Source organism: Brevibacillus fulvus, assembly GCF_016908525.1.
GTDB lineage: Bacteria > Bacillota > Bacilli > Brevibacillales > Brevibacillaceae > Brevibacillus_G > Brevibacillus_G fulvus.
This window is the reverse complement of the sequence record NZ_JAFBEB010000001.1, coordinates 365,887-390,343: the sequence shown is the minus strand read 5'-3', so window position 1 is coordinate 390,343 and position 24,457 is coordinate 365,887. Positions and strand designations below refer to the sequence as shown.

Genomic DNA, 24,457 nt, shown 5'->3' with positions numbered 1-24,457 from the left:
TTTAAAAGATAACCCCCGCTTGCAGAATGATATTTGCGTAAGGAGTACATTCCCCTGTTCGAATCACCGCTTTTGCATGCCTGGTCAATTGTTTGAACTGCTCATGGGTGACCGTCTCGCTTTCCATTCCTTCCAGCATGCCTGACATTTCCTGCTTCAACTTTGGATTTTTTTCCGCCATTTCCTCTGCATAGACCACTTTTTCCACTTGCATCTCGGCGAGGATCGTTTCCAATGTAACGAGAAACGAAGGCAGGCCGGGCACTAATGCCAGGTCGATCCGTTTCACCCCTGGCGGGATCGGCAAACCCGCATCCGCGATCACAATTTGATCGGTATGGCCAAGTTCACTGATCACCTTGGTGATCTCGCTGTTCAACATCCCAAATTTTTTCATGCTAGTTCACCTCGTTGGCGGGAAAATTGCTCGACTTCGTCGGCCGTAGGCATCCCTTGCTGTGCGCCCAGTTTGGTTACAGCCAGCGCGCCTACCATGCTGGCATAGCGGATCGCATCCTGTACACTCGATCCTTTGGCAAGGGAGACGGCAACACCGGCATTGAAGGAATCACCTGCGCCGGTTGTATCCACGACGTCCACCTGATACCCCGTTACTCGACCAAACGTTCCGTCATCCGTCAGGTAGGCAGCTCCGTCCGCGCCCAAAGTTGTAATGACGATACCGACCCCTTTGTCCAGCAAAAGTTGCATCGCCTTCCGCAAACTGGTTTCATCGGTGACTTCTACGCCGGCCAGCAAGGCGAGTTCGTATTCGTTCGGAATCAGCACATCGACGTTTGCCAACAATTCTGCAGGCAAATCCTGCGCAGGCGCCGGGTTGAGAATAACTTGTTTGCCCAGCTGTTTCGCTTGCTTGGCGGCATAAAGCACGGTCGGCAGCGGAACTTCCAGCTGCAAGAGTATGGCATCCGCTTGTTCGATGCTGGACCGTTGTTGATCCAGGTCTTCCGGCAGACAATGAGCGTTGGCTCCGGCGACAACGACGATGCTGTTGTCCCCTTGCGACAACAAAATCGAGGCAATTCCGGTGCTGGCATCCTCCACCTGTTTGATTGTCTGTGTCACAATGCCATCGTTTTGCAAAGCAGTGAGCAATTGTTGGCCAAAGGCATCTTTGCCAACGGAACCGATCATGACGGTTTGCGCACCGAGGCGCGCGCAGGCGACCGCCTGATTGGCTCCTTTGCCGCCGGGTATAAAGTGCACCCGATTCCCCGGAACCGTTTCCCCCATTTGCGGCGGACGATCCGCTTCCACCACAATATCCATATTGAGACTGCCGACAACGGCAATGCGTGGGATTTTGTTCATCACGTTACCTTCTTTCTGGTTGTGCCTCGTTCCACTAATTCTACTTCCAGTTCATATTCTTGCGCGTTCGTGTCATTGCCCTGGATTTTTTCGATCAATACGCGAGCCGCCGTTGCTCCCATTTCGTAGATAGGCTGTGCGATCGTCGTCAATTCCGGTTCCGTCACCGCCGTCAAGGCGATGCCATCAAAGCCGCAAATCGAAATTTGCTCCGGCACGCGTATGCCCAATCGGCTCATCGTTTTTAAAGCACCCAATGCCATCAGATCATTTCCGGCAAAAATGCCATCGACATCAGGATGAGCGCGCAGCAATTGTTCCGCTGCCTTCATTCCGCCATCGAGGTGAAAATTGCCGGGAACCATCAAATCGGGCGAATACCACGGGAATTTTTTCACCAGCTCTTGATAGCCGGCCAACCGCTCCCTCGCAGTGACAAATTGCGGCGGTCCGTAAATATGCGCAATTTTTCGGCAACCGATTGAAAGCAAATGGTTGACCGCCATCTGTGCTCCCGCATAGTTTTTGGAGCGAATAACCGAACAAGTCTGGTTGGTTGGCGCGCGGTCCAGCGCAACGACAGGGAGATCGTCGATATGATACAGCTTTTGCATATCCTCCTGCCCCATTGTGTTGGAAGCAAAAATAATTCCATCAATATACTTCTTTTTGAGAACCTCGATATAAGAACGTTCTTTGTGTCCTTCATCATCGGAATTGCAGAGAATGACCGTATAGCCATGCGCCTGGGCCACATCTTCAACTGCACGGGCTACTTCCGGAAAAAACGGATTGGAAATATCAGGCAAGATAAAAGCAATCGTTCCTGTCTGCTTGCCCGCAAGCCCTCTGGCAACGGCATTCGGTTCATAATGAAGCAATTCAATCACTTTCCTGACTTTTTGTTCCGTATCCTTCGTGACATAACCGTTTTGGTTGATCACCCGTGAAACGGTCGCTACGGATACTCCAGCCAATTTTGCAACATCCCGAATTGTCGCCAAAATCACAACACCGCCAGACTTTTATCTGTAACCGGTTACATATTCGTTAAAAAAATAAAGAAAACATTGCTTTTTTCAATCTGTAAACGGTTACACATTTGACACATTAAATATACTGCCCCCTCGATTTTCTGTCAACATTTTTTTCATTTTTACATCCGTCCCGCTTTTTCGACATAACAAAAAAGCAGTGCCGCTGGGGACACTGCTCGGTTCGCAGACAAACCTGTTTTTGTTGCAGAAAGGCGCGTGTCGGGACATTTCTGCCTCTGTTAATTGACAGCTGCAGCCGGCACGACCTTCGCACCCAGACTCCCGGTAAAATGAGTCAAAGCCCACTCATGTCCGGCTTGGTTGAAACTGGCAACCGCATCCGCATGGACGACGATCGCAAACCCTTTGTTATAGGCATCAACTGCGGTATGCAGCACACAAATATCTGTGCAGACTCCGACCAGATGCAGCTCCTGAATGCCCCTACCCCGCAATTTCAGTTCCAGGTCGGTTCCGGCAAAAGCGCTGTACCGCGTTTTGTCCATGTAGTGGACATTCTCCCGTTCCTTCGTCTGCTGATAAAGCTCTGCCAGTTTGCCGTACAAATCCCTGCCCGGCGTACCTGCCAAATTGTGCGGCGGAAACAAGCGACTCTCCGGATGGTAGGGATCTTCGGGATGATGCAAGTCAACGGCAAATACGACAAAATCGCCAGCTTCAATCGCATCCTTGGTCAGCGCCACCAACCTGTCTTCAATTGCCTGCCCCGGTTTTCCGCATGTCAACGCCCCATCATCGGCAACAAAATCGACGGTATAATCAATCACAATCAGTGCACGGTTGGCCATGGACAACACCCTTTCCCGATTCGGAATCTCTTATGTCCATTTTATCCGATGCTTTGCCGAATTGCAGAGAAAATTTGCCAAACGCTTACTTTTCCAGCTGAGTGCCCTTGGCCGCCAAATAATCGGCGATCAGCTTTCCGTGAAAACGGCCGTTCTCAATAAAAATCGCATTGGCATGATTGCCGGCAGCGATCACCCCCGCAATAAACACACCCGGTACATTCGTTTCCATCGTCTGTTCATCAAAGCGAGGAACCCCCGTTTCCGGGTCGGTTTCGACCCCGAGCGAATGCAGCATGGTACGATCGGGACGGAATCCGATCAGGGTAAAGACAAAATCGTTTTCCAGCGTGAGCGGCTCGCCATTGGCATTGACGCGGATGTATCGATCGGCAATTTCCGTTACACTTGACGAGAGCAGCAGACGAATGCGCCCATTATTGACGGCGCTTTCGAACACCGGCCTTACCCAGCTTTTGACCCGCTCGGAAATTTGCGAGCCGCGCATGATCACCGTCACTTCCGCGCCCACACGTTCCAGATCAAGCGCAGCATCCACCGCCGAGTTGTTGCCGCCGACTATGGCGACCTTTTGACCGGCAAACGGATGGGCTTCCTTGTACAAGGAAAACACTTTGGGCAAATTTTCTCCCGGTACATTCAGACGATTCGGATGGTCGAAGTAACCGGTGGCGATAATCACATTGTCTGTCTGATAAGTATGATTCTGCTGAAACCGGTCAACGGTGTGCAAAGCAAAACCTGATCCGGTTCGTTCCACACTGGTCACCGTCTCGAACAAACGGGTCCGCAACTCATAACGGTTGGCAACGGTACGGTAATAATTCAGCCCCTCCAGCCGGGTCGGCTTTTCATTCGGCGTTGTAAACGGAATATCGCCAATCTCCAACCGCGGCGCCGTGCTGTGAAAAATCATATACGTCGGATATTGATAGATCGAATTGACTAACGTTCCTTTTTCAATGATCAACGGGTTGATTCCCGCTCTTTTCAATTCCACGGCAGCAGCCAATCCGCATGGCCCTGCCCCAATGATGATCGCTTGTTCCTTCATTTTGCCTGTTGCTCCTTTGATTGTTTTTCCGGAATCATCCGAGCTTCCCGCCGCTTTAACCACCATTTTAGCAAAGGCGGGATCGCAAACATAATAAAAAAGATTCGAAACACTTGGTAACTTCCTACCATAGATAAATCAGCATGCACCAACGATGCGGTCAACCCCATTTCGGCGACGCCGCCGGGAGCTGTACTTAAAAAGCCGGTGGCCACACTGACATCCGTCAGTCCGGACAGCCATACGCCCACCAGCAAAGAGAGAAACACGAGCAACACACTGCTGCAAATCGTATAGACCGCAATCTTGCGCAACCGCCCGAGCTTATCTACTTTCAATTTTAAGCCAATATAGGTGCCAATGACAATTTGGGAAAGGGTCACAATCCACTGCGGCAATTCCGGTGCTGTTTTGCCGGAGACGATGGTCAGAACAGCCGTTGCCAGCAAAGGGCCGGTCAAGACAGCCGCGGGCAATCCGATCCTGGAGGCGAGCATCGCGCCAACAATCGCGACAATCCCGTACAACCCATAATCAGTCAAGACGGCAGATTGATGAATCGGGGTCACGTGGCCGGCCAATGACTGACTGTGCAAGCTGTCTGCATGTCCTAAGCCGTGAACGGCAAAAAACGGCACAATAAACACTACCGAAAGCAAGCGGATCGTCTGCATAAACGAAACGGCGGTCACATCAACCCGCTCAAACTCTTCGGCGACCAGCACCATTTGGGATAATCCGCCGGGCACGCTGCCAAAGATCCCGCTCTCCACTTCCAGACCGCATTTTTTGGAGACAAAATACCCCAATAGCAGGCTGACGATAATCAGGGACACGGTCAGGGCAAACATCATCGGCAACTGAGAGACGATTTGCCGAGCGGTCTCCAGCGTAAAGGAAGCACCCAACATATAGCCCAAAGGGACAGAAGCGATTTGCCGCAAAGCAGACGGAGCGCCCAAACGCCGTTTGCTGAGCGCTTGCCAGAGAATAACGGCGATCATCGATCCAAGCAGCCAGGCAAGCGGCACATGACACCAGACCAAAATGACAGAACCGACAACCGCCACCAAAAACGTTTCTGCAATTTTCATACCTTAACGACTCCTAGTGAACAGCTGACCTGTATGAAAAACTTTCCTTTTCCTATAAGCATACTCCATTTTTGCCGGAAAGCCTATGTAAAAATGTGTCCGGCGAAGTTAAGCTGGATAGAAAGCTTGTTGCAATACCTCCCCGGCCTTGTCCAAGGCCAGCTTTCCTTTGACGACATAACTGCTCATGCTGACAAAACCGTGGGTCATTCCCGCAAAACGTTCACACTGCACCGGAACCCCGGCCTGCCGCAGTTTCTCGGCGTACGCTTCTCCCTCGTCGCGCAGCGGGTCATATTCAGCCGTCATGACGTAAGCTGCAGGCAATCCCCGGAAATCTTCGTACAAGAGCGGTGAGGCGAGCGGATTGTCCTGATCGGCTTGCTCGCGCAAATATTGTTCGCGAAACCAGAGCATGGACTCTTCTGTCAGCAAATAGCCGTGGGCAAACTGACGTTTAGACACCGTATCTTCTTTCAGACTCGTACTGGGATAAATCAGCAGTTGGAACACAAGCGGCGGCGTCTGTTTTTCCTTCGCCAATAGGGCAACGACCGCAGCCAGATTTCCTCCGGCACTGTCGCCGCCGACCGCGATCCGCCGGGGATCGGCCTGCAGCTGGTTGGCATGGCGGTACGTCCATTCCACTGCGGCGTAGGCGTCTTCCACCGCCGCGGGAAACTTGTGCTCCGGCGCCAGACGGTAATCAACCGAGATCGTCAGGCAATGGGCCCTGTTCGTTAAGGCACAGCAAATGTCATCGTGCGTATTCAGACTGCCCAGCACCCAGCCGCCGCCGTGGAAAAAAACGAGAACCGGATATTGCGCCTGTTCCTGCGTAGGATAGTACAGTCGGATCGGGATTTCGCCGGCCGGTCCGGGTATCGTACGGTTCTCGATTTTGCCAACCGGGTCTTTCTTTTGCAAACGCACTCGATCTTCCATCGCTTTTCTCGCTGTTTCTGGCGATAAAGTACGTGGTTGGGGAACGCTGCGTAAATACTCCAGCAAAGCAGCAACCTGAGGATCCAGCGTCATGAGTCATCTCCTCCTCTGTCCGTTTTGATTCTCTTATTGTGAACGTTCGCCCAAAGTTTCAGTCACAGCCAGCAGCTCGCAAAAGAAAATCCAGCCCGAAACATGGCTCGGGCTGGACACGGTAACGAAGAGCGCTTATTTATAATCCCCTTGCAAGTAATGATAGAATGCGGTATTGACCCATAGACGATTTGTGCTCACTTCCACGGATGGAGCGATTTTTTTCAAGCCGTTGACTACGTTTGCCGACTGTTCGGTCAAAGAGAATGACTGGGCCAAATAACGGCCGTCTTCAATCCAGTTGTTTGTGATTGGTTCATAGCCTGTCAGCGGGACAAGCGAATAATAGAGCGGCTGCCACCAGGACTGGTAGAGCAATCCGCTGGCATCTTCCTGATTTTTTTTGGCATAGCTCAAAATAATTTGATCAAACCGCTCTTTTTGCTGTTTGTCGGCAAACTCGAAACTCAAGTCATATTCTTTGGAATACGCGATCAAATTGCCATTTTTGATCTGGATCACTTGATAATCTTCGCTTTGCTGCGGTTCGCCCCATTCCGGCAAATATTTGAACGCAGATGTTTTTGGCTCCAATTGTACTTTCGCGTCCAACCCTTCGCTGCGCAACAGTCCGAGCAGCTGGATGGCGTGGGTGATGTCGCTGTGACCGTATGTGATCGTTCGCGTCGGGTCGAAATGAGGAGCATAATTCAGATCTTTCAAGTTATACCCGGTCACCAAATCCTGTTCAACTGCCTGATTTACCATGTTCTGCAATTTATCCGCCTTGATAATCTGGCTTTCCTGCCAAGCATGATAGACCTTGCTGTAAATATCATCATCAGACACATAGCCGAGGAAATTCTCGGACAATCCGCGAAACTCAAGAACTTTTCCCAACAACGCCGTTGCCAGCCGATCCGTGACGGCCTGATCCGGCGAAAAATCGGCGGTCAGCTCACTGGGCAACAATCCGGTATCGGCAGCGGCGGCAACCTCCCGCGCAGCTTGTCCATCAAGACTTGACGGAATACCTGCCTTTTTCACTTTTTGTTCCGGATACGTTTGCGCCAGTTCTTCGAGCTTGGCCGCTCTTAGCGCAATCCGTACGGCATCAAGCGAAGAAAAATGGCCCGAGTCGGAAGATAAATCTTCAGGCAGAAGTGCACTCGTCTCTTGCAGCGAAAGCAAACCTTTCAAAGCCCCCAGAAATTCAGCCTGGCTGACGGTTGCGGAAAAATCAACGCCATATTGACTTTTCAGCCGTTCCGCGGTGGCCTGAATGGGGCTTGCCACACCCGCCGTTTGCGCTGCAGCGGCAGTTGCCCAAACTGGCGAGCCGATCGGTGCGGCCAGCAAGGAAAACGCGACCGTGGCAGAGACAAGTTTGCTTTGTTTCAAACGTTTTAGCATAAAGGTTCCTCCACTCAAATGAAAGTAAATCGATATGTTTAGTATGTTTATTCTAGTCATATCCTGTTTGCTCTGTCAATTATTTCTTGTACGCTTGCCCATTATTCGTCCTCTCAACGAAAAACGGGCTGGGCCGAGGGAAGATGCCCCCTCGACGACAGCCCAGCACCCTTTGCTCAGTCGTTCAACATTCCTGCAAAAATCGCATTTGCCAACAAGCGGTAGCTAAACTGCGGATGGGCTCGCCAAACGAGATCATTGGCAAACAAAGTAATATCTTGATCGCCATCTGCTACGGTAAAGGCGAGAACTTCCCCTCTCGCATCCTTATGACCCGGCCACCATCCCGTTTTAAAGAAATCACGCTCATCACTGACGGTAATCAAAGTCTCGGCATCATCCGGCACTTCTGTAATCCAGGTACCGGTTGCACTGTAAAGCGGTTCCTCTTCATCATAAGCAGCCGTCTGCAAATGATCCTGAGAAAGCACCGCATGCAAAATGCCTTCATGGTAAATATCGGTTGTTTCATAATCGAAATCATCCAAAAGGTCTTCTTTTTTCACCGCCTTCATCGCGTAGCCGCCAATGCCGATATAGTCGCGATCATCAACATCGTCTTCTTCGATATTGCCCAGATCGTCAACGATCACGTCACTGCCTTTGAGCGAACTTTCCAGCTCAAACCCTAATTCTTTCAGGACAAATCGCAAAGCACCGGAGCCGATCGCCGCGACTTTCGGCTGTTTTAATTTTTTTGCGGGAACATCCTCTTCCACCGCTGCGACCTGCAGGTAGAAATCATCCTCGATCCGCTGCAAATCTTTCCGGGAGACAAGGAAATCGCCCATTTCATAGCCATCTTTGGATTCGGTCACCATCTTCACCGTTTTGCCATCCGCCAGCAATTGATTGACCGCTTTGATCGCTTCGTTGCTCGTATTGCGGATGATGTATTCATCGGCCCGCTCCGCTATTTCCGTTTTGATCGCCTTGCTCGCATTTTTCTTTGCCTGTCCGACGTAACGTTCAAAGGCCCCCTCTTCTCTCACTTCCATCCGGGTAAATCCGCGCATGTCATGGAAGTTTTGCACAACGGAATCATACATGGCGTCCCAATCGGAAATATCTTCGCCATCAAACAGAACCGCGTTTGCGAACCCGCGTTTCGCCTGATGCATGTCGACCACATACGTTCCTTTTGGATACTTGATGTCATCGACTTCGATCGTGCGGTTCGTCACTTTGACCTCGACATCATTGCGCATCAAATACTCAACCATTTTCGCCGCTTCCAGTGGGTTTTTTTGCAAAGCCGGATCAACCGGAATTACATAATATTCGGGGAAGAAATTCTCGCCGTCTTCCCGGGGACGGCCGATTTCCTCGCCATCTTGATTGACCAGCCATTTGTCAACGGAATGATCGTCCTTGCCCTCAACGCCGCGTTGGAAAATTTTCAGCTGTGTTTCAAACAGCTCGTCTTTGTTCTCCAGCACAAAGCGGACTCCGCCCAGCCCGGCATAAACGGTTGCCCAGAACGAATCCTGATTCATTTCCGGCACTTCCACCGTATGACCGAACGATCCTTGCATCATGGCGTAAACGGCCGTATAGGCAGGCGTATAGTCGTCCCAACCGTTCCCGTAATCATCCAATGGGATAATGTAGTCTTCGTACTTCGTGTTGGCAATGCCGGCTTTCCCCATCGCGTTCGCCTGATCGATCATCCCTTTCATCGACAGGTCGTATTCAAAGTTTGGATTGTGGGGCGGCGTACACGGCTCAATCAGAAATTCCGGAACAAAACCGTGAAAATCATAGAAGGATAAAGGTGTCCATTTGGCAATTTGCTCGACTGTCGCCAGCACTTCCGGCTGTGTCTGATACGTATGGTCGCGGTTCAAGTCAATATCGTTGGCATTGGCTCGAGTCGTGGCGACACGGCCGTCGGGGTTTTCGGAGAGGTTGAACAAAAGAATCGCATGATCAAGCACCTCGTCCACTTTCAGCGTCGTCCGGCGCTTGCCGTCTTCCGGGCGAAACTCAATCTCGTCTTCGGTCGCGAATTCACGGAGCAGCTCCAATATGGCATCCATCGCCGGTGTTTCATCGGGATGAGGATTGTTAAACCAGATCGGAACTTTGTAATCGTCCAAATCGCCATCTTGCAACTGTTCCAGCAATTCTTCCGGGTCCCGTTTCATTTTCGGCAGCGTTTTGTTCAGGTACGTATCGATCGATTTCCGATCTTTTGCCAAAACGGCAAAATACATGTCGCGCCCCTCGACTGACTCGCCGATCACTTCTACCCGTAAATAACGGTCATCACCGACATTTTCTTTGATCTCCTCCAATGCCGGCTTCAACTCGTCATATGTATGATAATTGTCGTAAGCGTTCAGTTTCAGATCGGCTTGATAGGCGATTTCCGTTTTCCAGTTTTTTGCAACCAATGGATATGTACCAAGCAAATCATTGAATTTTCTGCGAATGGAGCGGGAGGACAGATCGCTGGTGGGGACTTCTTCGCCATCGCGAGTGAGAAGCGTGTAGACAAGATCGAACTTGATTTTTGCTTTAACCATGTTTCCTTCCAGATGGGGCTGCTCGCTGAAGGAAATGAACGGTTCACCGCTGTACGCCTGGTCTTTTGCGCTGTATTTTTGCCAACTGGAAAACACTTTTCCGCCAAACGTCCATTCCAGATCATTGACGTCCTGCAGATCTTCGGCGACAAAGCTGACTTCCACTTCCTTCGGCTCAGTCATCGACAGCAGGTTGGTCGATACATCCATTTGCCGAAATTCTTTGGCTTCCACCGGAATTTGTCTCAGCGCCGACGTTTTCGTCTTCTTGGCTGTGTCAACGGCAGTGCCCGTTGTTGCCGCAGGTTCGCGGGACAGTTCGGCTTTTTGCTTGGCGCCGGCCCCTGTTTGCGGCGACAGCAAGGAAGCGGCCAACAGGAGAAACATGACTTTTGGAGCTAGTTTCTTCTTCATTCATCTACCTCCCATTTGCTTGGTTTCAAACTATTTACAGCTAATTTTAAAAATTTTTTAATTTATTGTCTATCATTTTTTCACTTTTTAGAAAACTTCCCGTCAAGCTCCCCACAACCGAAAAACACCTGTCGCCAAGCAGCTGGCAACAGGTGTTTGCATGCATCCGGTTCTTCGTCTTTTCTTAAATCACTTGGTATCCGATCAAAATGACCAAAACAAAGAGAACGAGGGAAAGGATGAAAAACGATAGATTCGCTTTTCCCTTGGTCGCTCTGCCCATTGTCATTTCAATCAGACCGATCGTTACCAAGCCCAAAATCCCTTTTATGTAGTAACGGACTTCTCCCGCCATATAGGCAAACAGCATCCATAGACCGGAAACGACAATGATCACAAACAGCAAGCGCAGGATCATATGCAGGATTTTGGCAATCCGGTTCTGACGCAAGCGTACCAGTATGTATGCGATAATATACAGCACAAAGGCAGCTTCCCATGCTCCGACGTGCGCGTGCAATAAACCTTGGCCCATTGTTTCTTTTCCCTACCTTTCCAAAATAAGCTAAGACAAAACTAACCCTATTATGGCATATTCGCCCTCATTATGAAACGAACAAATCGGTAAACTTTCGTGACGCTTAGGTGCTGACGCAGTTTCTCCCCTTGTCTTTTGCCCGGTACAATGCCTTGTCCGCCGCCTTCATGACTTCTTCCGGGGTTTTGTAGCGCTCGTTGCGCTGGGCAACGCCAATGCTGATTGTCACGCTTAACTGAGTCACTTTTTCCTTTTTGTGATAGCTGTATTTCTTGGCGGCAACGGACTCCCGCAGTTGCTCCAAATGCGGCAGTACTTCAGCGATGCTTTTTTTGGGAAAGATAATCGAAAATTCTTCGCCGCCATAACGATACGCTTTTCCGCCCCCGCTCACTTCCCGCAAGCCTGAGGCAACCAGCTTCAACACATCATCGCCCACATCGTGGCCATATGTATCGTTAAACTTCTTAAAGTGATCGATGTCCAGCATGGCGATCACATACGTTCCGCTCAGTTTTAACAGGTGGTCGCGGAGCGCACGGCGCGATGGCGCTCCGGTCAGTTCATCCAGATAGGCCATGGCGTAAGAAGAATGCAAAATGATGACGACCATCAAGATGCCGGCAAAGCCAAAGAAGAGCGGCCAACTAAGCGGATTTTCCCGGTTATGCAGCCCCAGCAACACAATCATCAACAGGCAAAGCCAGGCCGTCCGCAAAAATTGCCCCTGCTTTTTTCCTTTGAAGAAAATAATGATGCCGGCAAGGAAAAACAACAGCCAAGCGATTTGCGGTATCGGACTCCAACCGGCGGGCAGCGGAATCCAGGTCTGCTCAAGCACGCGCAGGAATGGCTGATTATCGGTGCGAATCAGCGAGTAGCTCAGCAGCAATTCCAACAACAGCACGACAAATCGGCTTAACCCCCAGTAGGTAAAAATTCCTCTTTCGTTCAAAAGATAAAACAGCAGCAAGTTGCCTGGGAGCAACAGCGCGAACGTTTGGAAAATGGCTTCCGTTTTTCCGCTCAATTCAAATATTCCGTAAACAAGCGAATATTGTGTCACCGACAGCAGCAAAGCGACGAAGAAGAGTCGACTCCGATTAAAAAAGATCCCCAGTATCATGGCAGAAGTTAAAAACATGTTGGACAAATAGGTGAGTCCTTGCACCAAGGTAGCTGGCATCTGATCCATTTGCTGAAAAACAACGTAACCGAGAATGACCAGACCTATTGGAATAATGTGTGGTTGAATTTTGTTCCATGTTTTTTTCAATGTTTGCCGTCCTCTCGTTAGCTGGATAAACCTTTGTCATTCATATATCGGCAAAATCGTTCCTTGCTTTATGATAAAAAACAACGACTCATCACTTGATCGAGTCGTTGTCAAACCGAACTATTTCGTTACTTCGAGTTTGCCTGGAAGATTGGCGGCTTTCTGTTTCGCTCTAAACGACGTAACCGTAAAGACGATCAAGCCAAGCCAGATCAAGACAAAGCTGATAAAGTCGGTCGTTGTAAACGACTCTTTGAACACGAAGATGGCCAGCAACAAACTGGTAGTTGGCGACAAGTATTGAATAAATCCGACTGTCGTCAAACTTAACGTTTTGGTCGCCTGGGCGAACCAGTACAGCGGCAAAGCGGTGGCTACGCCGGTTAGCGCCAACAGCAAGATCATCAACGGTGACATCGAAAAAGCGGTATCGGTATGCTGCACATGGATGGTTGCGAGATAGATGAGAGCGATCGGAAAAATGACGACCGTTTCCCAGGCGAGACTCATCAGCGAATCGAGTTTCACCACTTTTTTGGTCAAGCCATAAAAAGCAAAGCTGAGCGCAAGCAAAATGGAGATCCACGGAAACTGGCCAAATTCGACCGTAATGATGGAAACGCCGAGCGCCGCCAGAGCGATCGCCACCCACTGCCCTGCGTTCAATTTTTCTTTAAGGAAAATAACCCCAAACAGCACGTTGACCAGCGGGTTCATATAGTAGCCGAGACTTGTCTCCATCACATGCCCGCTATTGACCGCCCAAATATAGATCAGCCAGTTGGCCGTAATGAAAATTGCACTCAGCGCGACGGTCAGTCGTTTGCGCCAGTCGGTGAGAATTCCCCACATTTGTTTGAAGCGTCTCATCACCAACAGGACGATCGCCACAAAGACAAATGACCAAACAATCCGATGTGATAAAATCTCCAGTGCGGAAATTTGTTCAAACAACTTCCAATACAACGGCAGCAATCCCCAGGAAAGATACGCAACCACTGCATAGATAACTCCTTGTTTCATCCCCAGTTCTCCTCGATTCATCAAACCCCCGTCTCTTTCTACGGGGGCAAGCTAATTTGTTTATTTATTTTGCGCAAGACATGATCAGGTCGACCATGCTTTGAATCCCGTTGGCAACTTGATCCCGCTGCATCTTGGCCTTCATTTCCGCTCTTTGCTCATAGGTGGACAGCACCGTTTGCACAAAGCGTTCGCCGGTCAGCTGTTCTTCTTCAATGACCTCGGCATAGCCCCGTTTGCGAAAAGATTCCGCGTTCAAGATTTGATCTCCCCGGCTGGCCTGTCTCGACAAAGGAATCAGCACCATCGGCTTGTTCAACGTTAAAAACTCGAAGATGGAATTCGACCCCGCGCGGGAGACCACCAGATCGGTCATTGCCAACAGGTCAGCCAATCGCTCGTTGACATATTCGAACTGCCGGTAACCGTCCGCCTGAACCGAGGAATCCAGTTGGCCTTTTCCGCAAATATGCACGATTTGAAACCGTTCCAGCAATTGCTGCAAGTTTTGGCGGACCAGCTGGTTGATCTTTTGCGAGCCGAGGCTGCCGCCCATGATCAGCAATACCGGTTTGCTCGCGGAAAAACCGCAAAACGCCAAACCCTCTTTGCCGTTGCCGGCCGTGATCTCTTCGCGGATCACCGCTCCGACATGGAGCGCCTTGTTCGCCTGAAAATGATCCAACGTCTCCGGAAACGTGACGCAAACTTTCGTGGCGAAAGGAAACGACAAACGGTTGGCCAGACCGGGCGTAATGTCCGATTCATGGATAATGATCGGAACCTTGTTCATCCAGCCGCCGAAAATGACCGGTACGGACACGAAACCGCCTTTGGAAAACAGTACATGCGGTTTCAACCGTCTGATCAAACGCTGTGCCTGAAACACACCTTTGACTACCTTGAACGGGTCCTTGAAGTTATTCCAGTCAAAATAACGACGAAGTTTTCCGGTCGAAATGCTATGGTATGTAACATCCGGCAAGGCTTGCACCAATTGTTTCTCAATCCCGTTTTCCGAACCGATGTAATCCACTTTCCAACCTGCCCGAACAAAGTGGGGAATCAACGCCAAATTGACCGTGACGTGACCGGCCGAGCCGCCCCCGGTAAAAACAATCCGTTTCATTTTTTCTCACTCCACATGAAGCATGTTGAAACAAAGCTGTATCCATTTGGAAGGTATATGACCCTCGCCTGTCAAATATTCAATAAAGAGAATTATACCATACCATGCAAGCATTCGTTTGTACAGTGACGGGAGGAAAAAACAATGAGCGCAGACTGTTTGTTTTGCCAAATTGCCGATGGGCGCCTGCCAGCCCGAAAAGTGTACGAGGATGATCGGGTACTCGCTTTTCACGACATCAATCCGATCGCGCCGGTTCACATTTTGCTCATTCCCAAAAAACATATCGCTTCCTTGCTGGAGATCGCCCCTGAAGACAAGGAGTTGGTTGGCCATATCCACATGTGCGCACAGAAAGCAGCCCAAGTGGCGGGAGTCGAGCAAGACGGTTTTCGAGTCGTGACCAATATCGGAAAAAATGGGCAGCAAACCGTATTTCACTTGCATTATCATCTGATTGGCGGACGCCAATTGCGTTGGGATATGTAACAAGAAGGCATGCACATCCCCCTGCTGTTTAGAGAGGGGGATGTTTTGCTTGCCTTACCCGCCGATATGCGACATTTCCACTTTTTTACGATGCGTTTCCTCCGCAGTGTGCTTTCCGCGAATTTCCGAATAGCGATCGGCCCGTTTCCGCCAAATCTCAGTGAGCATAGTTTGCAGTTGCTCATCCGTATGCCCTTCCCGCAGCGGCTGGCGCAGATCGTATCCATCTGATGCAAACAGACAGGTGTACAATTTCCCCTCCGCAGACAGTCGAGCCCGCGTGCAACTGGAACAAAAAGCCTGGGTTACAGAAGAAATAAACCCGATCTCCTGGCCATTATCCCTGTAACGGTAACGTGACGCCACTTCTCCGAAATAATTCGGTTGCACAGGTTCCAACGGCAGTTCGGCGTTGATCATCTGCAAAATATCCCGGTTGGGGACCACCTGATCCAACCGCCACCCGTTGCTGTTGCCGACATCCATATACTCGATAAAACGCAAAATATGCCCTTTTTCGCGGAAGTAACGAGCCATCGGCAAAATATCTTGCTCGTTTGCTCCTCGTTGAACGACCATATTAATTTTCACTTCAAGCCCTGCCTCGGCCGCGGCATCGATGCCGTCGAGCACCGTTTTGACCGGGTACCCCCGCCCATTCAGCTGGCCAAATCGCTCGTCGTCCAGACTGTCCAGGCTGACGGTAACTCGCTGCAAGCCGGCTTGTTTTAGCTCCGCCGCAAACTTGGTTAGCAACGAACCATTGGTCGTCATCGCGATATCACGGACGCCTGCGACCTGGCTAATCTGTTGAATCAGCCGGGGCAACTCTCTGCGCATCAGCGGTTCACCGCCAGTGATCCTGATTTTTTCCACGCCTAACGATGTAAAGATACGGGTTAGCCTGACAATTTCCTCAAAACTGAGCAATTTATCCTGCGGCAAAAAAGCGAAATCCGGTCCGAATATTTCAGCAGGCATACAATACCTGCAACGAAAATTACATTTATCCGTTACAGAAATACGGAGATCACGGAGAGGACGATCCAATGAATCCAACACATGCTTTTCCAACCAGGCCTCTCTCCTTCATATGGCTTATGCGATTCTTTATGATGATTCTACCAGAATCATCCGGAGTTGAAAATGCCGCTTCTCCCCTGATTGTGCTATTCGATCCGATTGTTTCCTGTATTACCAATGTTCCTACAATGAACGGAATTCTGTAATCTTTTATACTTGTTACAAAACGCATGATGGGGTGAAATACATATTGAAAAGCTCAAAAAAACTGCTCTATACCTTTTTGATGCTGCCCTTGGCATCGCTGACCTTCATCTCATCCGCAACGGCCAGCCCCTTGCATGATATTTCCGGCAGTTATGCCGAAGAGCAAATACAATCCTTGTATGAGAAGGGAATCGTACTTGGCGACGAGAAAGGGCTTTATCATCCGGAAAAAGCGGTCACTCGCGCCGAGTTTATCACCATGCTCGACAAGACGCTGGGGCTTTCGCCGCTAAACAGCAATCTGCCTGCTTTTCGCGACGTTTCGCAAAAACACTGGAGTTACCCGTGGGTGCAAGCCGGTGTTTCGCTGGGGTTGATCAATGGGACGAGTACGAAAACATTTGCGCCGACTCGCGCGATTACACGCGAAGAGGCAGCGACCTTGCTGATTCGAGCCTTCTATGGCGAATTGCCGAAGAGCAGTTCTGCACGGAAGTTTGACGATCAGCGGGAAATTTCCGCTTGGGCCGCTCCCTACGTGCAAAAAGCGGCTGAACTGTCGATCATGAACGGTTTTGACGGTGAATTCCGCCCGGCTGACCCGCTGACACGCCAGGAAATTGCCGTCATCTTGGAGCGGATCTCGGAAAAACTGGAAAAACAGCCAAGCAATTCTTCTTCGGCCTTGCAAATCGGCTGGCAGTATGCGCTATCTGCCGATGCCTACATCCAAACCGTCAAAAACTCGGAAGTGAATGTCCTGTCTCCGCGCTGGTATTTTCTGGAGAAGAGTGGAACACTCTCGGATTCGACGAATCAACAACTGGTTCAATGGGCGCACAGCAACAACAAAAAAGTCTGGGCTTTGGTTGGAAACCGGTTTGATCCCGAATTGACCGAGCAATATCTGGGAACGGCCAGTGCGCGCAAGTCGCTGGTCGAGCAACTGGTGGCCAAGGTGAAAAAATACGATCTCGACGGCATTAACATCGACTTTGAAGGGTTCAAACCGGACAACCGCGACCAGTTTACGGCATTTATCAAAGAATTGGGCACCGCGTTGAAAAAGGAACAGGCAACGCTGTCAGTTGATGTTCCACCCAACTCCCATACATCCTGGAGCGATCCGTTCGACTTTGCGCAATTGGGCAAATATGCCGACTATGTGGTGGCGATGTCCTACGAGGAACATTGGAGCGGCGGGCCAACGGCCGGTTCTGTCGCTTCATTGCCGTGGTACGACGATAGTCTTGACACCTTGCTGGACGATGTCCCGGCTGACAAATTGATCGCCGGCATTCCCCTGTTTACCCGTGACTGGTACAAGCAAAACGGCAAGCTGCAGTCCGAAGATTTAACGTTGCCGCAATCGTATCAGGCAATTTCAGGATCTGTCGCCAAATTGACCTGGACTCCTGCGGTCGGTCAATATACGATCTCCTATACCAAAAACGGACTGACCCATCAAATCTGGATGGAAGACAGCCGTTCGCTTGCCTTGAAGTACCTCAACGCCAGACAAATGGGATTGCCCGGAGCCGCATACTGGTATGTCGGTTCGGAAAGTTCCGATGTGTGGACAAGCATTGAAAATGCGGAAAAGCTTTACTTGTATCAAAAAAACAAGCCGCTTCAATAATGGAAGACGGCGTGTCAGTCAAAAGGCTCTCCTTGATCGGGAGAGCCTTTTTTGCATCCTTTATGGTTCGCGGTCCAGCTTTTGATATTTGTGAATCAAATCCATTTTCGTATCCCAAACCAGCTGGCTCAAGTCAACCGGATATTTGGCAGGATTCAGTTTGCGCAAATATTCTTCCCAGAACAACGACAGCTGCGCTTTATGGTACTCGCGAATTTCCGCCAGCGTCGGCAGTTGATAAACTTGTTTGCCGTTTTCGTAAATCGGTTCCAGCAAGTCGACCGCTTCAAACTGGGTGACAAATTTATATAAATAGGTATGAACGGGGTCAAACAGCTTCAACTTGCTTTGATTTTTGACATCTTCCTCATGCATGGCGATATAATCGGCTTCGGCCTTGCCGTTCTGTTTGTTGATGATCCGGTACAATTTTTTGCGGCCAGGTGTCGTGATCTTTTCCGGATTGCCGGAAATTTTGATCGTCGGTTCATAGACGCCATTTTCCTCTTTGGCTACCAGCTTGTAAACCCCGCCGAGCGAAGGGTCATCTTTTGCAGTAATCAGCCTGGTCCCCACCCCCCACGAGTCAATCCGCGCACCTTGCGCTTTCAGGTTTAAAATGACGTTCTCATCCAGATCGCTGGAAGCCATAATCTTTACATGGTGCAAACCGGCGTCGTCCAGCATTTTGCGGGCCCGAATGGACAAATAGGCCAAATCTCCGCTGTCGAGGCGAATCCCCTTCAGCATTTTCCCCTCTTGCTGCAACTTTTGTCCCAGTCTGATCGCATTGGGAATCCCGCTGTTTAAAGTATCATAAGTATCAACGACCAGCACAATATGGTTGGGCAATGCCTTGGCAAAACGCTCAAACGCCTCCGCTTCGCTGGCGAAATCTTGTACCCAGGCGTGTGCGTTCGTCCCTTTGGTGGGGATCCCAAACATCATGCCCGCGCGGATATTGGAAGTTGCATCAAACCCTGCCAGGTAGGCTGCCCGCGCTCCCCAAATCGCCGCGTCCGCTTCCTGAGCGCGACGCGAACCAAATTCAAGCAATTCATCGTGCGGTGCTACCTGACGAATGCGCGCCGCCTTGGTGGCGATCAAAGTTTGATAGTTAAGGAAATTGAGCATGGCGGTTTCCAGCAACTGTGCTTCAAAGACGCGCGCTTCAACCTGAATCAGCGGTTCATTGGGAAAAATCAAGGTGCCTTCCTTGACCGCACGCAAATTTCCCGTGAACCGAAACGCCTTCAATTCTTCCAGAAATCGCGGGTCATACCCTTCTTCCTGCTCCGCCAGATAAGCGATATCTTCATCGGTAAAATGTAGCTCGTTTATGTAATGGACAATTCTCTCCAGACCGGCAAACACAGCAAAACCATTGCCGAACGGCAGATTGCGAAAAAACACTTCGAACAAACGTTTTTTGTTGTGCGTCCCATTGATCCAGTGTGCATACATCATATTGATTTGATATTTGTCGGTATGCAGCGTCAGATGTGCATAGTTCATCTTGAATGCATCTCCTCAACGATCGATTTGCGGTTACTTGCAGCTTCCGGGAATTGTTACAGTTCATTGAACAGAATACCATGATTTTCCGAAGGTTGAAAGAGTGACGAACTCGAAACGGCATTCGTACCTTTCCGGTTATGATTTCAATCATACCGAAAATTGACGAAAGAAAGCTGCCGGACATAACCGGCAGCTTGTCGTTCAGGATCGATCCAGTTCTTTTTGTCGCAATTCAATGCGCCGAATCTTGCCTGAATTGGTTTTTGGCAACTCATCGACAAATTCGATTTTCCGCGGGTATTTGTACGGCGCCGTCAGCTTTTTCACATGGTCTTGCAGTTCATAAACCAGCTCGGGTGTCCCTGTCGTTCCGTCTTTCAAAATGACAAACGCCTTGACGATATGACCGCGGATCGGGTCTGGGCTGGCAACCGCCGCTGCCTCCGCTACCAGCGGATGTTTGACCAACGCGTCTTCCACTTCAAACGGCCCGATCGTATAGCCGCTGGAAATAATTATGTCATCCGCACGTCCTTCAAACCAGAAATAGCCGTCTTCATCCATTCTTCCCTGGTCTCCGGTCACATACCAATTGCCGCGGTAGGAACGAGCCGTCCGTTCCGGATCATGCAAATAACCTTGAAACAAAGCAATCATCGAACGATCGATGGCAATATCGCCAACCTCTCCGACAGGCAGCGGGTTGCCCGCTTCGTCAATAATCGCTGCCTTGACCAAAGGCGAAGGCCGTCCCATTGAGCCTGGACGCGCTTCCATGCCCAGAAAAGTCCCGATCAACAAGGTACTTTCCGTCTGGCCGTAACCGTCGCGCACCAAAATGTTAAAGGCACGCCGAAACGTGTCAATAACCTCGCGATTTAACGGTTCCCCGGCAGAGCATGCTGACCGCAGTCGATCCAGTTTGTACTGCTCCAGCTTGTCCACTTTGGCCATCATCCGATATTCTGTCGGCGTGGCGCAAAGCACAGAGATTTGGAAGCTTTCCAGTAACTTCAGATAACGTGTCGGGGAAAATCTTCCACTGTAAACAAAAGCGGTTGCCCCTTTGCCTAAGATGGAAACAAACGGACTCCAAATCCATTTCATCCACCCCGGCGCCGCTGTCGCCCACACCAGGTCGCTTTCCTGAACGCCCAGCCACTGTGTGGCGGCAATCGCCAAATGAGCATACGGCCACCCATAGCTGTGCATGACTCCTTTCGGTCCGCCGGTGGTACCGGAAGTATAGGAAAGAATGGCGGTCTCATCTGCCCGGGTGTTTACGGTTGCAAATGTTTCGCTTGCTTTATCGACCAATGGGTTTAAATCAGTCCACCCTGCCTCATCCGCCCCGCCAAACACGAGGCAGTACCGTAAACTGTCGCAACCACTCCTGACTGTATTGATCTCCGGAATTAAGGGAGGAAAGGCGATCACCGCTTTCACACCTGCATGCTTGATCCGGTACTCAATATCTTTCGCCCGCAGCATTTCGGAACCGGGCAAAATAATTGCGCCGATTTTTAACAACCCCAAATACGTTCCGTACGCTTCCAACCCGCGCGGAAGCAGTACCATCACAGTGTCGCCGCGAGTCACACCCAATTCGGTGAACGCGTTGGCGATCCGGTTCGCATAGTTGACCAATTGTCCATATGTATGCGTAACCGATTCACCCGAATCTTCCACAATCAAAAGAGCCGCCTTGTCAGGGTGTGCGGAAGCATAGCGATCCACCTCTGCCGCAAAATTATACTCCGACGGAATTTGAATAGGTTGTTCTTTTGCTGTAAGTTCCATCTGCAAACCTGCCTTCTTTCCTTTTGCCATTTTTACCCGTTCATCAATGAACAATTTTATCCTTTATACCAGATTTACCGTGAACTCGCCCCAGTTCTCCTGCCCCCACAGCATGGTCAGCTTGTCTTGGTCTGCTACCGGTCCCACTCCGGCCGGTGTACCGGTATAAATAATGTCTCCCGTTGATAACCCATAATGCTGCGTAGTAAATTCGAGAATGGTCAACAGATCGAACAGCATGTCTTTGATATTGCCCGTTTGGACGATTTCACCGTTTTTTTGCAAGTGAAAGTCGGTTTGCTGGCATGCCGCTACACCGGGAAACGGATGAAACGGAGTGATGACCGCCGAATTGCGGAACCCTTTGGCTAACAACCAGGGGTGCCCTTTCTTTTTGATCTCCGACTGGACATCCCGCAAGGTAAAATCAATACCCAGAGCGATCCGGTCAACGACGTCTTCCACGCTCATCCCTTTTTGGTAAGGCTTTGCGATGTGCACAACCAATTCCACTTCGTGGTGCAGTTCTCCCTGTTGCCCCGGCAACGGAATGACGCTGCCATTTGCTTCGACCAAGGCGCGAGTAGGTTTCAAAAAGAGAAAAGGCGATTTCGGCACTTCATTGCCAAGCTCTTGCGCGTGCAAGCGGTAATTCCGTCCAACACAAAACACATTGTGAATCGGTTCCATTGTTTGTCCTTCTTTCGTTAAAGTAGTCTCTCTACCAATATATACCGAAACGAGATTTGGTTGAACCGTGTTTTTTCCGGCGGCAATTATGTAATTTTTGAGAAATGTGATTCCATCATTGTTACACAACAACGGTTTATAGTAATCTTGTAAAGGGCAACAACAAAAAGATATGGAGGTTAGGTATGAAAAAGTTTGATCTTAGCATGCTTACCATCGCAATTTTAATCCTCGCTCTCGTTGGCGTAAGCATTACCACGCAGTCCAGCTCAGCCAACGAAACATCAGCAACCCATGAGGTTGTTGCGAGGGTGAATGGCGAATCGATCACACAAGATCAGTTTTATCAACTTCTTAAAGATAAATACGGGGACAAAGTATTGGATGACACCATTGACCAACTGCTCGTTAAACAGGAAGCAGCCAAAAACAAGATCGTCGTCACAGATGATGAACTGAATAAAGAGTTTTCCGCTTACAAGGAAAGAATCAAAGATAACAAAAACTATTTGGAAGATTTGAAAGCAGACCCCGATCTCGACAGCAAGCTGAAAGACAGAATGTATTACAAACTGCTGGAAAAGAAAGCAATCGACAAATTGATCCCGGTAACCGATCAGGAATTGCAAGACTATTTTACGAAACATAAAGATGTGCTTTGGAAAAAAGCGACTTCCTTAGCAGAAGTGAAAGACAGCGTAAGAAGTCGCGTTCTGGACAAGAAAACGAACGATTGGATCAAATCTTTGCGAGAAAAAGCCGCTTTGGAAATCACCGACTCCGTTTTGGAGCACAAATTAAATGACTAGTCGGATGACCGAACGCCCGTCGCTGTGACGGGTGTTCTTTTTTGTATTGCCATAGTCCTACTCTCTCAATTATGACTAAAGTCATTTTTTTACGAATACCCGCAAATTTTCATAGATTACCAGAAAAAGATCAGGTAAAATTTGACGTAGACTGAAGAAAATTGTGGAAATGCGGTGACTACTTTGAACAGACAGAAACTTCTTCTTCCAATTTCCTTATTCTGCTTTATGATGGTTCCGCTTTCTGTCGAAGCGGAATCCACTACATATGTGGTTCAGCAAGGCGATACGCTCTACAAACTGTCCCGGGAATTCCATGTCCCTGTCGAAGAAATTCTCCAGCAAAACCAATTGACGACGGACAAGCTCTCCATTGGACAAGTGCTGCAGTTGAGCGGCAATGCGGAGCTTGCCCAGGACCCCGGCGAATCACTTGTTTTGGACAATGCCAACGTGCCGCCAGCAGCACCACCGGTTCAGGATCAGCCGGTCGCCGCAGCTGAACCGACGATCGTCACGGCGGATATTTTGCATGTGAGAGCATATCCTTCCTTGCAAAGCGAGATTCTCGGAAATTTGTCGTACGGCACCCCTGTGGAAATCAAAGAAACAGGCGATGAATGGTGCAAGATTGAGTTTCAGGGACAGCCCGCCTATGTCGCCGCCGCTTATCTCGGCAAACAACCTAAACTTCCTGCGGCGAACTTGTCAATCGGTGATGGTCAGTTGGCGAAACAATTGCAGACCATCATCAAGCCGGTGCTCAACACGCCCTATGTGTACGGCGGAACGACGCCAGCGGGATTTGATTGCAGCGGCTTCACCAGCTACGTGTTTCAGCAATTGGGCATCAAGCTCCCCCGTACTTCCGCCGAACAGTTCAATGTTGGCCAGGAAGTTGACTTGAGTCAAGCGCAGCCAGGCGATTTGTTGTTTTACGATACCGAAAAAAATGGACACATTTCTCACGTCGCCTTGTATATGGGAAACGGAACCATCGTCCATGCGACTGGCGTAACGGTTAAATATGAAAAAGTCGAGAATATGCAGAAATTGTATCCTTTCTATGGGGTAAAACGCATTTGGAACCCGATTGCCGCCAAATAAACAAGATAAGCAGTGCGCCGATACACAGCGCGCTGCTTATTTATTTTGAGCCAAAAGCCGTTTTATGATTGCGGTTGCTTCTGATTTTGCGACTGGTTTTGCCCGTTATTTTGGTTTTGTCCCTGTCCCTGACTCTGATTTTGCCCCTGCCCGAATTGAACGGACTCCAGCGTATGCTTGACCTTGTCGATTTCCGTTTGATAATCTTGAATAATCTCGGTCAAAACCGCAACGGATTCCTTGAAGTCGGGCTCCGTGCTAATGTGATCAATCGTCTTATGTAAATGGGACACTTTGTTTTCCGTTACTTTCAACAGGTCAACCAATTCCAATCCATTCACTTCCTAATCACCTCTTTTTGGCTTAGTGTGAACGGAAAGGCGGCAACTCATGCATTCCACACAAAGCA

Annotated in this window: 22 protein-coding genes; 4 read left to right on the top strand and 18 right to left on the bottom strand. The window is 49.7% G+C overall.

All coding sequences use genetic code 11. From position 1 onward, the window contains the following. Window position 1 precedes the first annotated feature (1 nt). The 13 genes from rbsD to JOD01_RS01970 form a co-directional block, all read right to left on the bottom strand. Window positions 2-397 carry a D-ribose pyranase gene (rbsD, locus tag JOD01_RS02030; RefSeq protein ID WP_204516539.1) on the bottom strand — a complete coding sequence of 132 codons (396 nt, stop codon included), beginning with the start codon at window positions 395-397 and terminating at the stop codon, window positions 2-4. Then, window positions 394-1,332 carry a ribokinase gene (gene rbsK, locus JOD01_RS02025; protein WP_204516538.1) on the bottom strand — a complete coding sequence of 313 codons (939 nt, stop codon included), beginning with the start codon at window positions 1,330-1,332 and terminating at the stop codon, window positions 394-396. The genes rbsD and rbsK overlap by 4 nt, the downstream gene beginning before the upstream one ends. Then, window positions 1,332-2,336, bottom strand: coding sequence for a LacI family DNA-binding transcriptional regulator (locus JOD01_RS02020; protein ID WP_204516537.1), 1,005 nt, complete (start codon window positions 2,334-2,336; stop codon window positions 1,332-1,334). Before JOD01_RS02020 ends, rbsK begins: the two co-directional genes overlap by 1 nt. A gap of 272 nt (window positions 2,337-2,608) precedes the next feature. Beyond that, complete coding sequence (locus JOD01_RS02015) at window positions 2,609-3,178, bottom strand: cysteine hydrolase family protein (protein ID WP_204516536.1); 570 nt, start codon at window positions 3,176-3,178, stop codon at window positions 2,609-2,611. A gap of 85 nt (window positions 3,179-3,263) precedes the next feature. Beyond that, entirely contained in the window at window positions 3,264-4,253 is a 990-nt protein-coding gene (locus JOD01_RS02010) for a YpdA family putative bacillithiol disulfide reductase (RefSeq protein ID WP_204516535.1), read from the bottom strand. Continuing rightward, window positions 4,250-5,347, bottom strand: a complete 1,098-nt coding sequence (locus JOD01_RS02005; RefSeq protein ID WP_204516534.1) for an AbrB family transcriptional regulator — start codon at window positions 5,345-5,347, stop codon at window positions 4,250-4,252. The genes JOD01_RS02010 and JOD01_RS02005 overlap by 4 nt, the downstream gene beginning before the upstream one ends. Before the next feature lie 108 nt (window positions 5,348-5,455). After that, entirely contained in the window at window positions 5,456-6,385 is a 930-nt protein-coding gene (locus tag JOD01_RS02000) for an alpha/beta hydrolase (RefSeq protein WP_204516533.1), read from the bottom strand. A 135-nt stretch (window positions 6,386-6,520) separates the two neighbouring features. Then, window positions 6,521-7,798 carry a hypothetical protein gene (locus JOD01_RS01995; protein ID WP_204516532.1) on the bottom strand — a complete coding sequence of 426 codons (1,278 nt, stop codon included), beginning with the start codon at window positions 7,796-7,798 and terminating at the stop codon, window positions 6,521-6,523. A gap of 176 nt (window positions 7,799-7,974) precedes the next feature. Next, window positions 7,975-10,800: a M14 family metallopeptidase gene (locus JOD01_RS01990; protein ID WP_204516531.1), complete on the bottom strand. Its 2,826-nt coding sequence runs from the start codon at window positions 10,798-10,800 to the stop codon at window positions 7,975-7,977. Window positions 10,801-10,984: 184 nt separating this feature from the next. Beyond that, on the bottom strand, window positions 10,985-11,335 hold the full coding sequence (locus JOD01_RS01985) for a DUF1516 family protein (RefSeq protein ID WP_204516530.1): 351 nt from the start codon (window positions 11,333-11,335) through the stop codon (window positions 10,985-10,987). A gap of 106 nt (window positions 11,336-11,441) precedes the next feature. Continuing rightward, entirely contained in the window at window positions 11,442-12,614 is a 1,173-nt protein-coding gene (locus tag JOD01_RS01980) for a GGDEF domain-containing protein (protein ID WP_204516529.1), read from the bottom strand. Window positions 12,615-12,734: 120 nt separating this feature from the next. Continuing rightward, complete coding sequence (rarD, locus tag JOD01_RS01975) at window positions 12,735-13,637, bottom strand: EamA family transporter RarD (protein WP_204516528.1); 903 nt, start codon at window positions 13,635-13,637, stop codon at window positions 12,735-12,737. Window positions 13,638-13,701: 64 nt separating this feature from the next. After that, on the bottom strand, window positions 13,702-14,766 hold the full coding sequence (locus JOD01_RS01970; protein WP_204516527.1) for an undecaprenyldiphospho-muramoylpentapeptide beta-N-acetylglucosaminyltransferase: 1,065 nt from the start codon (window positions 14,764-14,766) through the stop codon (window positions 13,702-13,704). A 144-nt stretch (window positions 14,767-14,910) separates the two neighbouring features. Here JOD01_RS01970 and JOD01_RS01965 point away from each other — a divergent pair, with 144 nt between their 5' ends. Then, a complete protein-coding gene (locus JOD01_RS01965) occupies window positions 14,911-15,255 on the top strand; it encodes a histidine triad nucleotide-binding protein (RefSeq protein WP_204516526.1) in 345 nt (114 codons plus the stop codon). Between the two features lie 54 nt (window positions 15,256-15,309). On the opposite strand, the gene moaA is transcribed toward JOD01_RS01965, so the two are convergent. After that, on the bottom strand, window positions 15,310-16,329 hold the full coding sequence (moaA, locus tag JOD01_RS01960; RefSeq protein WP_204516525.1) for a GTP 3',8-cyclase MoaA: 1,020 nt from the start codon (window positions 16,327-16,329) through the stop codon (window positions 15,310-15,312). 199 nt (window positions 16,330-16,528) lie between these two features. Here moaA and JOD01_RS01955 point away from each other — a divergent pair, with 199 nt between their 5' ends. Then, a complete protein-coding gene (locus tag JOD01_RS01955) occupies window positions 16,529-18,124 on the top strand; it encodes an S-layer homology domain-containing protein (RefSeq protein ID WP_204516524.1) in 1,596 nt (531 codons plus the stop codon). A gap of 60 nt (window positions 18,125-18,184) precedes the next feature. On the opposite strand, the gene JOD01_RS01950 is transcribed toward JOD01_RS01955, so the two are convergent. The 3 genes from JOD01_RS01950 to JOD01_RS01940 all read right to left on the bottom strand — a co-directional run bounded on the left by JOD01_RS01950 (window position 18,185) and on the right by JOD01_RS01940 (window position 22,132). Further along, the gene (locus JOD01_RS01950; RefSeq protein WP_204516523.1) at window positions 18,185-19,639 is read right to left on the bottom strand and encodes a nicotinate phosphoribosyltransferase; all 1,455 of its coding nucleotides are present in this window, start codon (window positions 19,637-19,639) and stop codon (window positions 18,185-18,187) included. Window positions 19,640-19,843: 204 nt separating this feature from the next. Beyond that, window positions 19,844-21,442: an acetate--CoA ligase gene (locus JOD01_RS01945; RefSeq protein WP_204516522.1), complete on the bottom strand. Its 1,599-nt coding sequence runs from the start codon at window positions 21,440-21,442 to the stop codon at window positions 19,844-19,846. Window positions 21,443-21,505: 63 nt separating this feature from the next. Continuing rightward, window positions 21,506-22,132, bottom strand: a complete 627-nt coding sequence (locus tag JOD01_RS01940; RefSeq protein ID WP_204516521.1) for a fumarylacetoacetate hydrolase family protein — start codon at window positions 22,130-22,132, stop codon at window positions 21,506-21,508. A gap of 185 nt (window positions 22,133-22,317) precedes the next feature. Between JOD01_RS01940 and JOD01_RS01935 the strand changes: the two genes are divergently transcribed. Together JOD01_RS01935 and JOD01_RS01930 are read left to right on the top strand one after the other, a co-directional pair. Then, the gene (locus tag JOD01_RS01935) at window positions 22,318-22,941 is read left to right on the top strand and encodes a SurA N-terminal domain-containing protein (protein ID WP_204516520.1); all 624 of its coding nucleotides are present in this window, start codon (window positions 22,318-22,320) and stop codon (window positions 22,939-22,941) included. Window positions 22,942-23,124: 183 nt separating this feature from the next. Next, complete coding sequence (locus JOD01_RS01930) at window positions 23,125-24,048, top strand: C40 family peptidase (RefSeq protein WP_239565116.1); 924 nt, start codon at window positions 23,125-23,127, stop codon at window positions 24,046-24,048. A 62-nt stretch (window positions 24,049-24,110) separates the two neighbouring features. On the opposite strand, the gene JOD01_RS01925 is transcribed toward JOD01_RS01930, so the two are convergent. Next, entirely contained in the window at window positions 24,111-24,389 is a 279-nt protein-coding gene (locus tag JOD01_RS01925; RefSeq protein WP_204516519.1) for a hypothetical protein, read from the bottom strand. Window positions 24,390-24,457: the final 68 nt, after the last annotated feature.

Bases quoted from the DNA above. Each gene is read 5' to 3' on its own strand.
- rbsD (WP_204516539.1), bottom strand. From the start codon at position 397: ATGAAAAAATTTGGGATGTTGAACAGCGAGATCACCAAGGTGATCAGT.
- rbsK (WP_204516538.1), bottom strand. From the start codon at position 1,332: ATGAACAAAATCCCACGCATTGCCGTTGTCGGCAGTCTCAATATGGAT.
- JOD01_RS02015 (WP_204516536.1), bottom strand. From the start codon at position 3,178: ATGGCCAACCGTGCACTGATTGTGATTGATTATACCGTCGATTTTGTT.
- JOD01_RS02010 (WP_204516535.1), bottom strand. From the start codon at position 4,253: ATGAAGGAACAAGCGATCATCATTGGGGCAGGGCCATGCGGATTGGCT.
- JOD01_RS02005 (WP_204516534.1), bottom strand. From the start codon at position 5,347: ATGAAAATTGCAGAAACGTTTTTGGTGGCGGTTGTCGGTTCTGTCATT.
- JOD01_RS02000 (WP_204516533.1), bottom strand. From the start codon at position 6,385: ATGACGCTGGATCCTCAGGTTGCTGCTTTGCTGGAGTATTTACGCAGC.
- JOD01_RS01995 (WP_204516532.1), bottom strand. From the start codon at position 7,798: ATGCTAAAACGTTTGAAACAAAGCAAACTTGTCTCTGCCACGGTCGCG.
- JOD01_RS01990 (WP_204516531.1), bottom strand. From the start codon at position 10,800: ATGAAGAAGAAACTAGCTCCAAAAGTCATGTTTCTCCTGTTGGCCGCT.
- JOD01_RS01985 (WP_204516530.1), bottom strand. From the start codon at position 11,335: ATGGGCCAAGGTTTATTGCACGCGCACGTCGGAGCATGGGAAGCTGCC.
- rarD (WP_204516528.1), bottom strand. From the start codon at position 13,637: ATGAAACAAGGAGTTATCTATGCAGTGGTTGCGTATCTTTCCTGGGGA.
- JOD01_RS01970 (WP_204516527.1), bottom strand. From the start codon at position 14,766: ATGAAACGGATTGTTTTTACCGGGGGCGGCTCGGCCGGTCACGTCACG.
- JOD01_RS01965 (WP_204516526.1), top strand. From the start codon at position 14,911: ATGAGCGCAGACTGTTTGTTTTGCCAAATTGCCGATGGGCGCCTGCCA.
- JOD01_RS01950 (WP_204516523.1), bottom strand. From the start codon at position 19,639: ATGAACTATGCACATCTGACGCTGCATACCGACAAATATCAAATCAAT.
- JOD01_RS01945 (WP_204516522.1), bottom strand. From the start codon at position 21,442: ATGGAACTTACAGCAAAAGAACAACCTATTCAAATTCCGTCGGAGTAT.
- JOD01_RS01940 (WP_204516521.1), bottom strand. From the start codon at position 22,132: ATGGAACCGATTCACAATGTGTTTTGTGTTGGACGGAATTACCGCTTG.
- JOD01_RS01935 (WP_204516520.1), top strand. From the start codon at position 22,318: ATGAAAAAGTTTGATCTTAGCATGCTTACCATCGCAATTTTAATCCTC.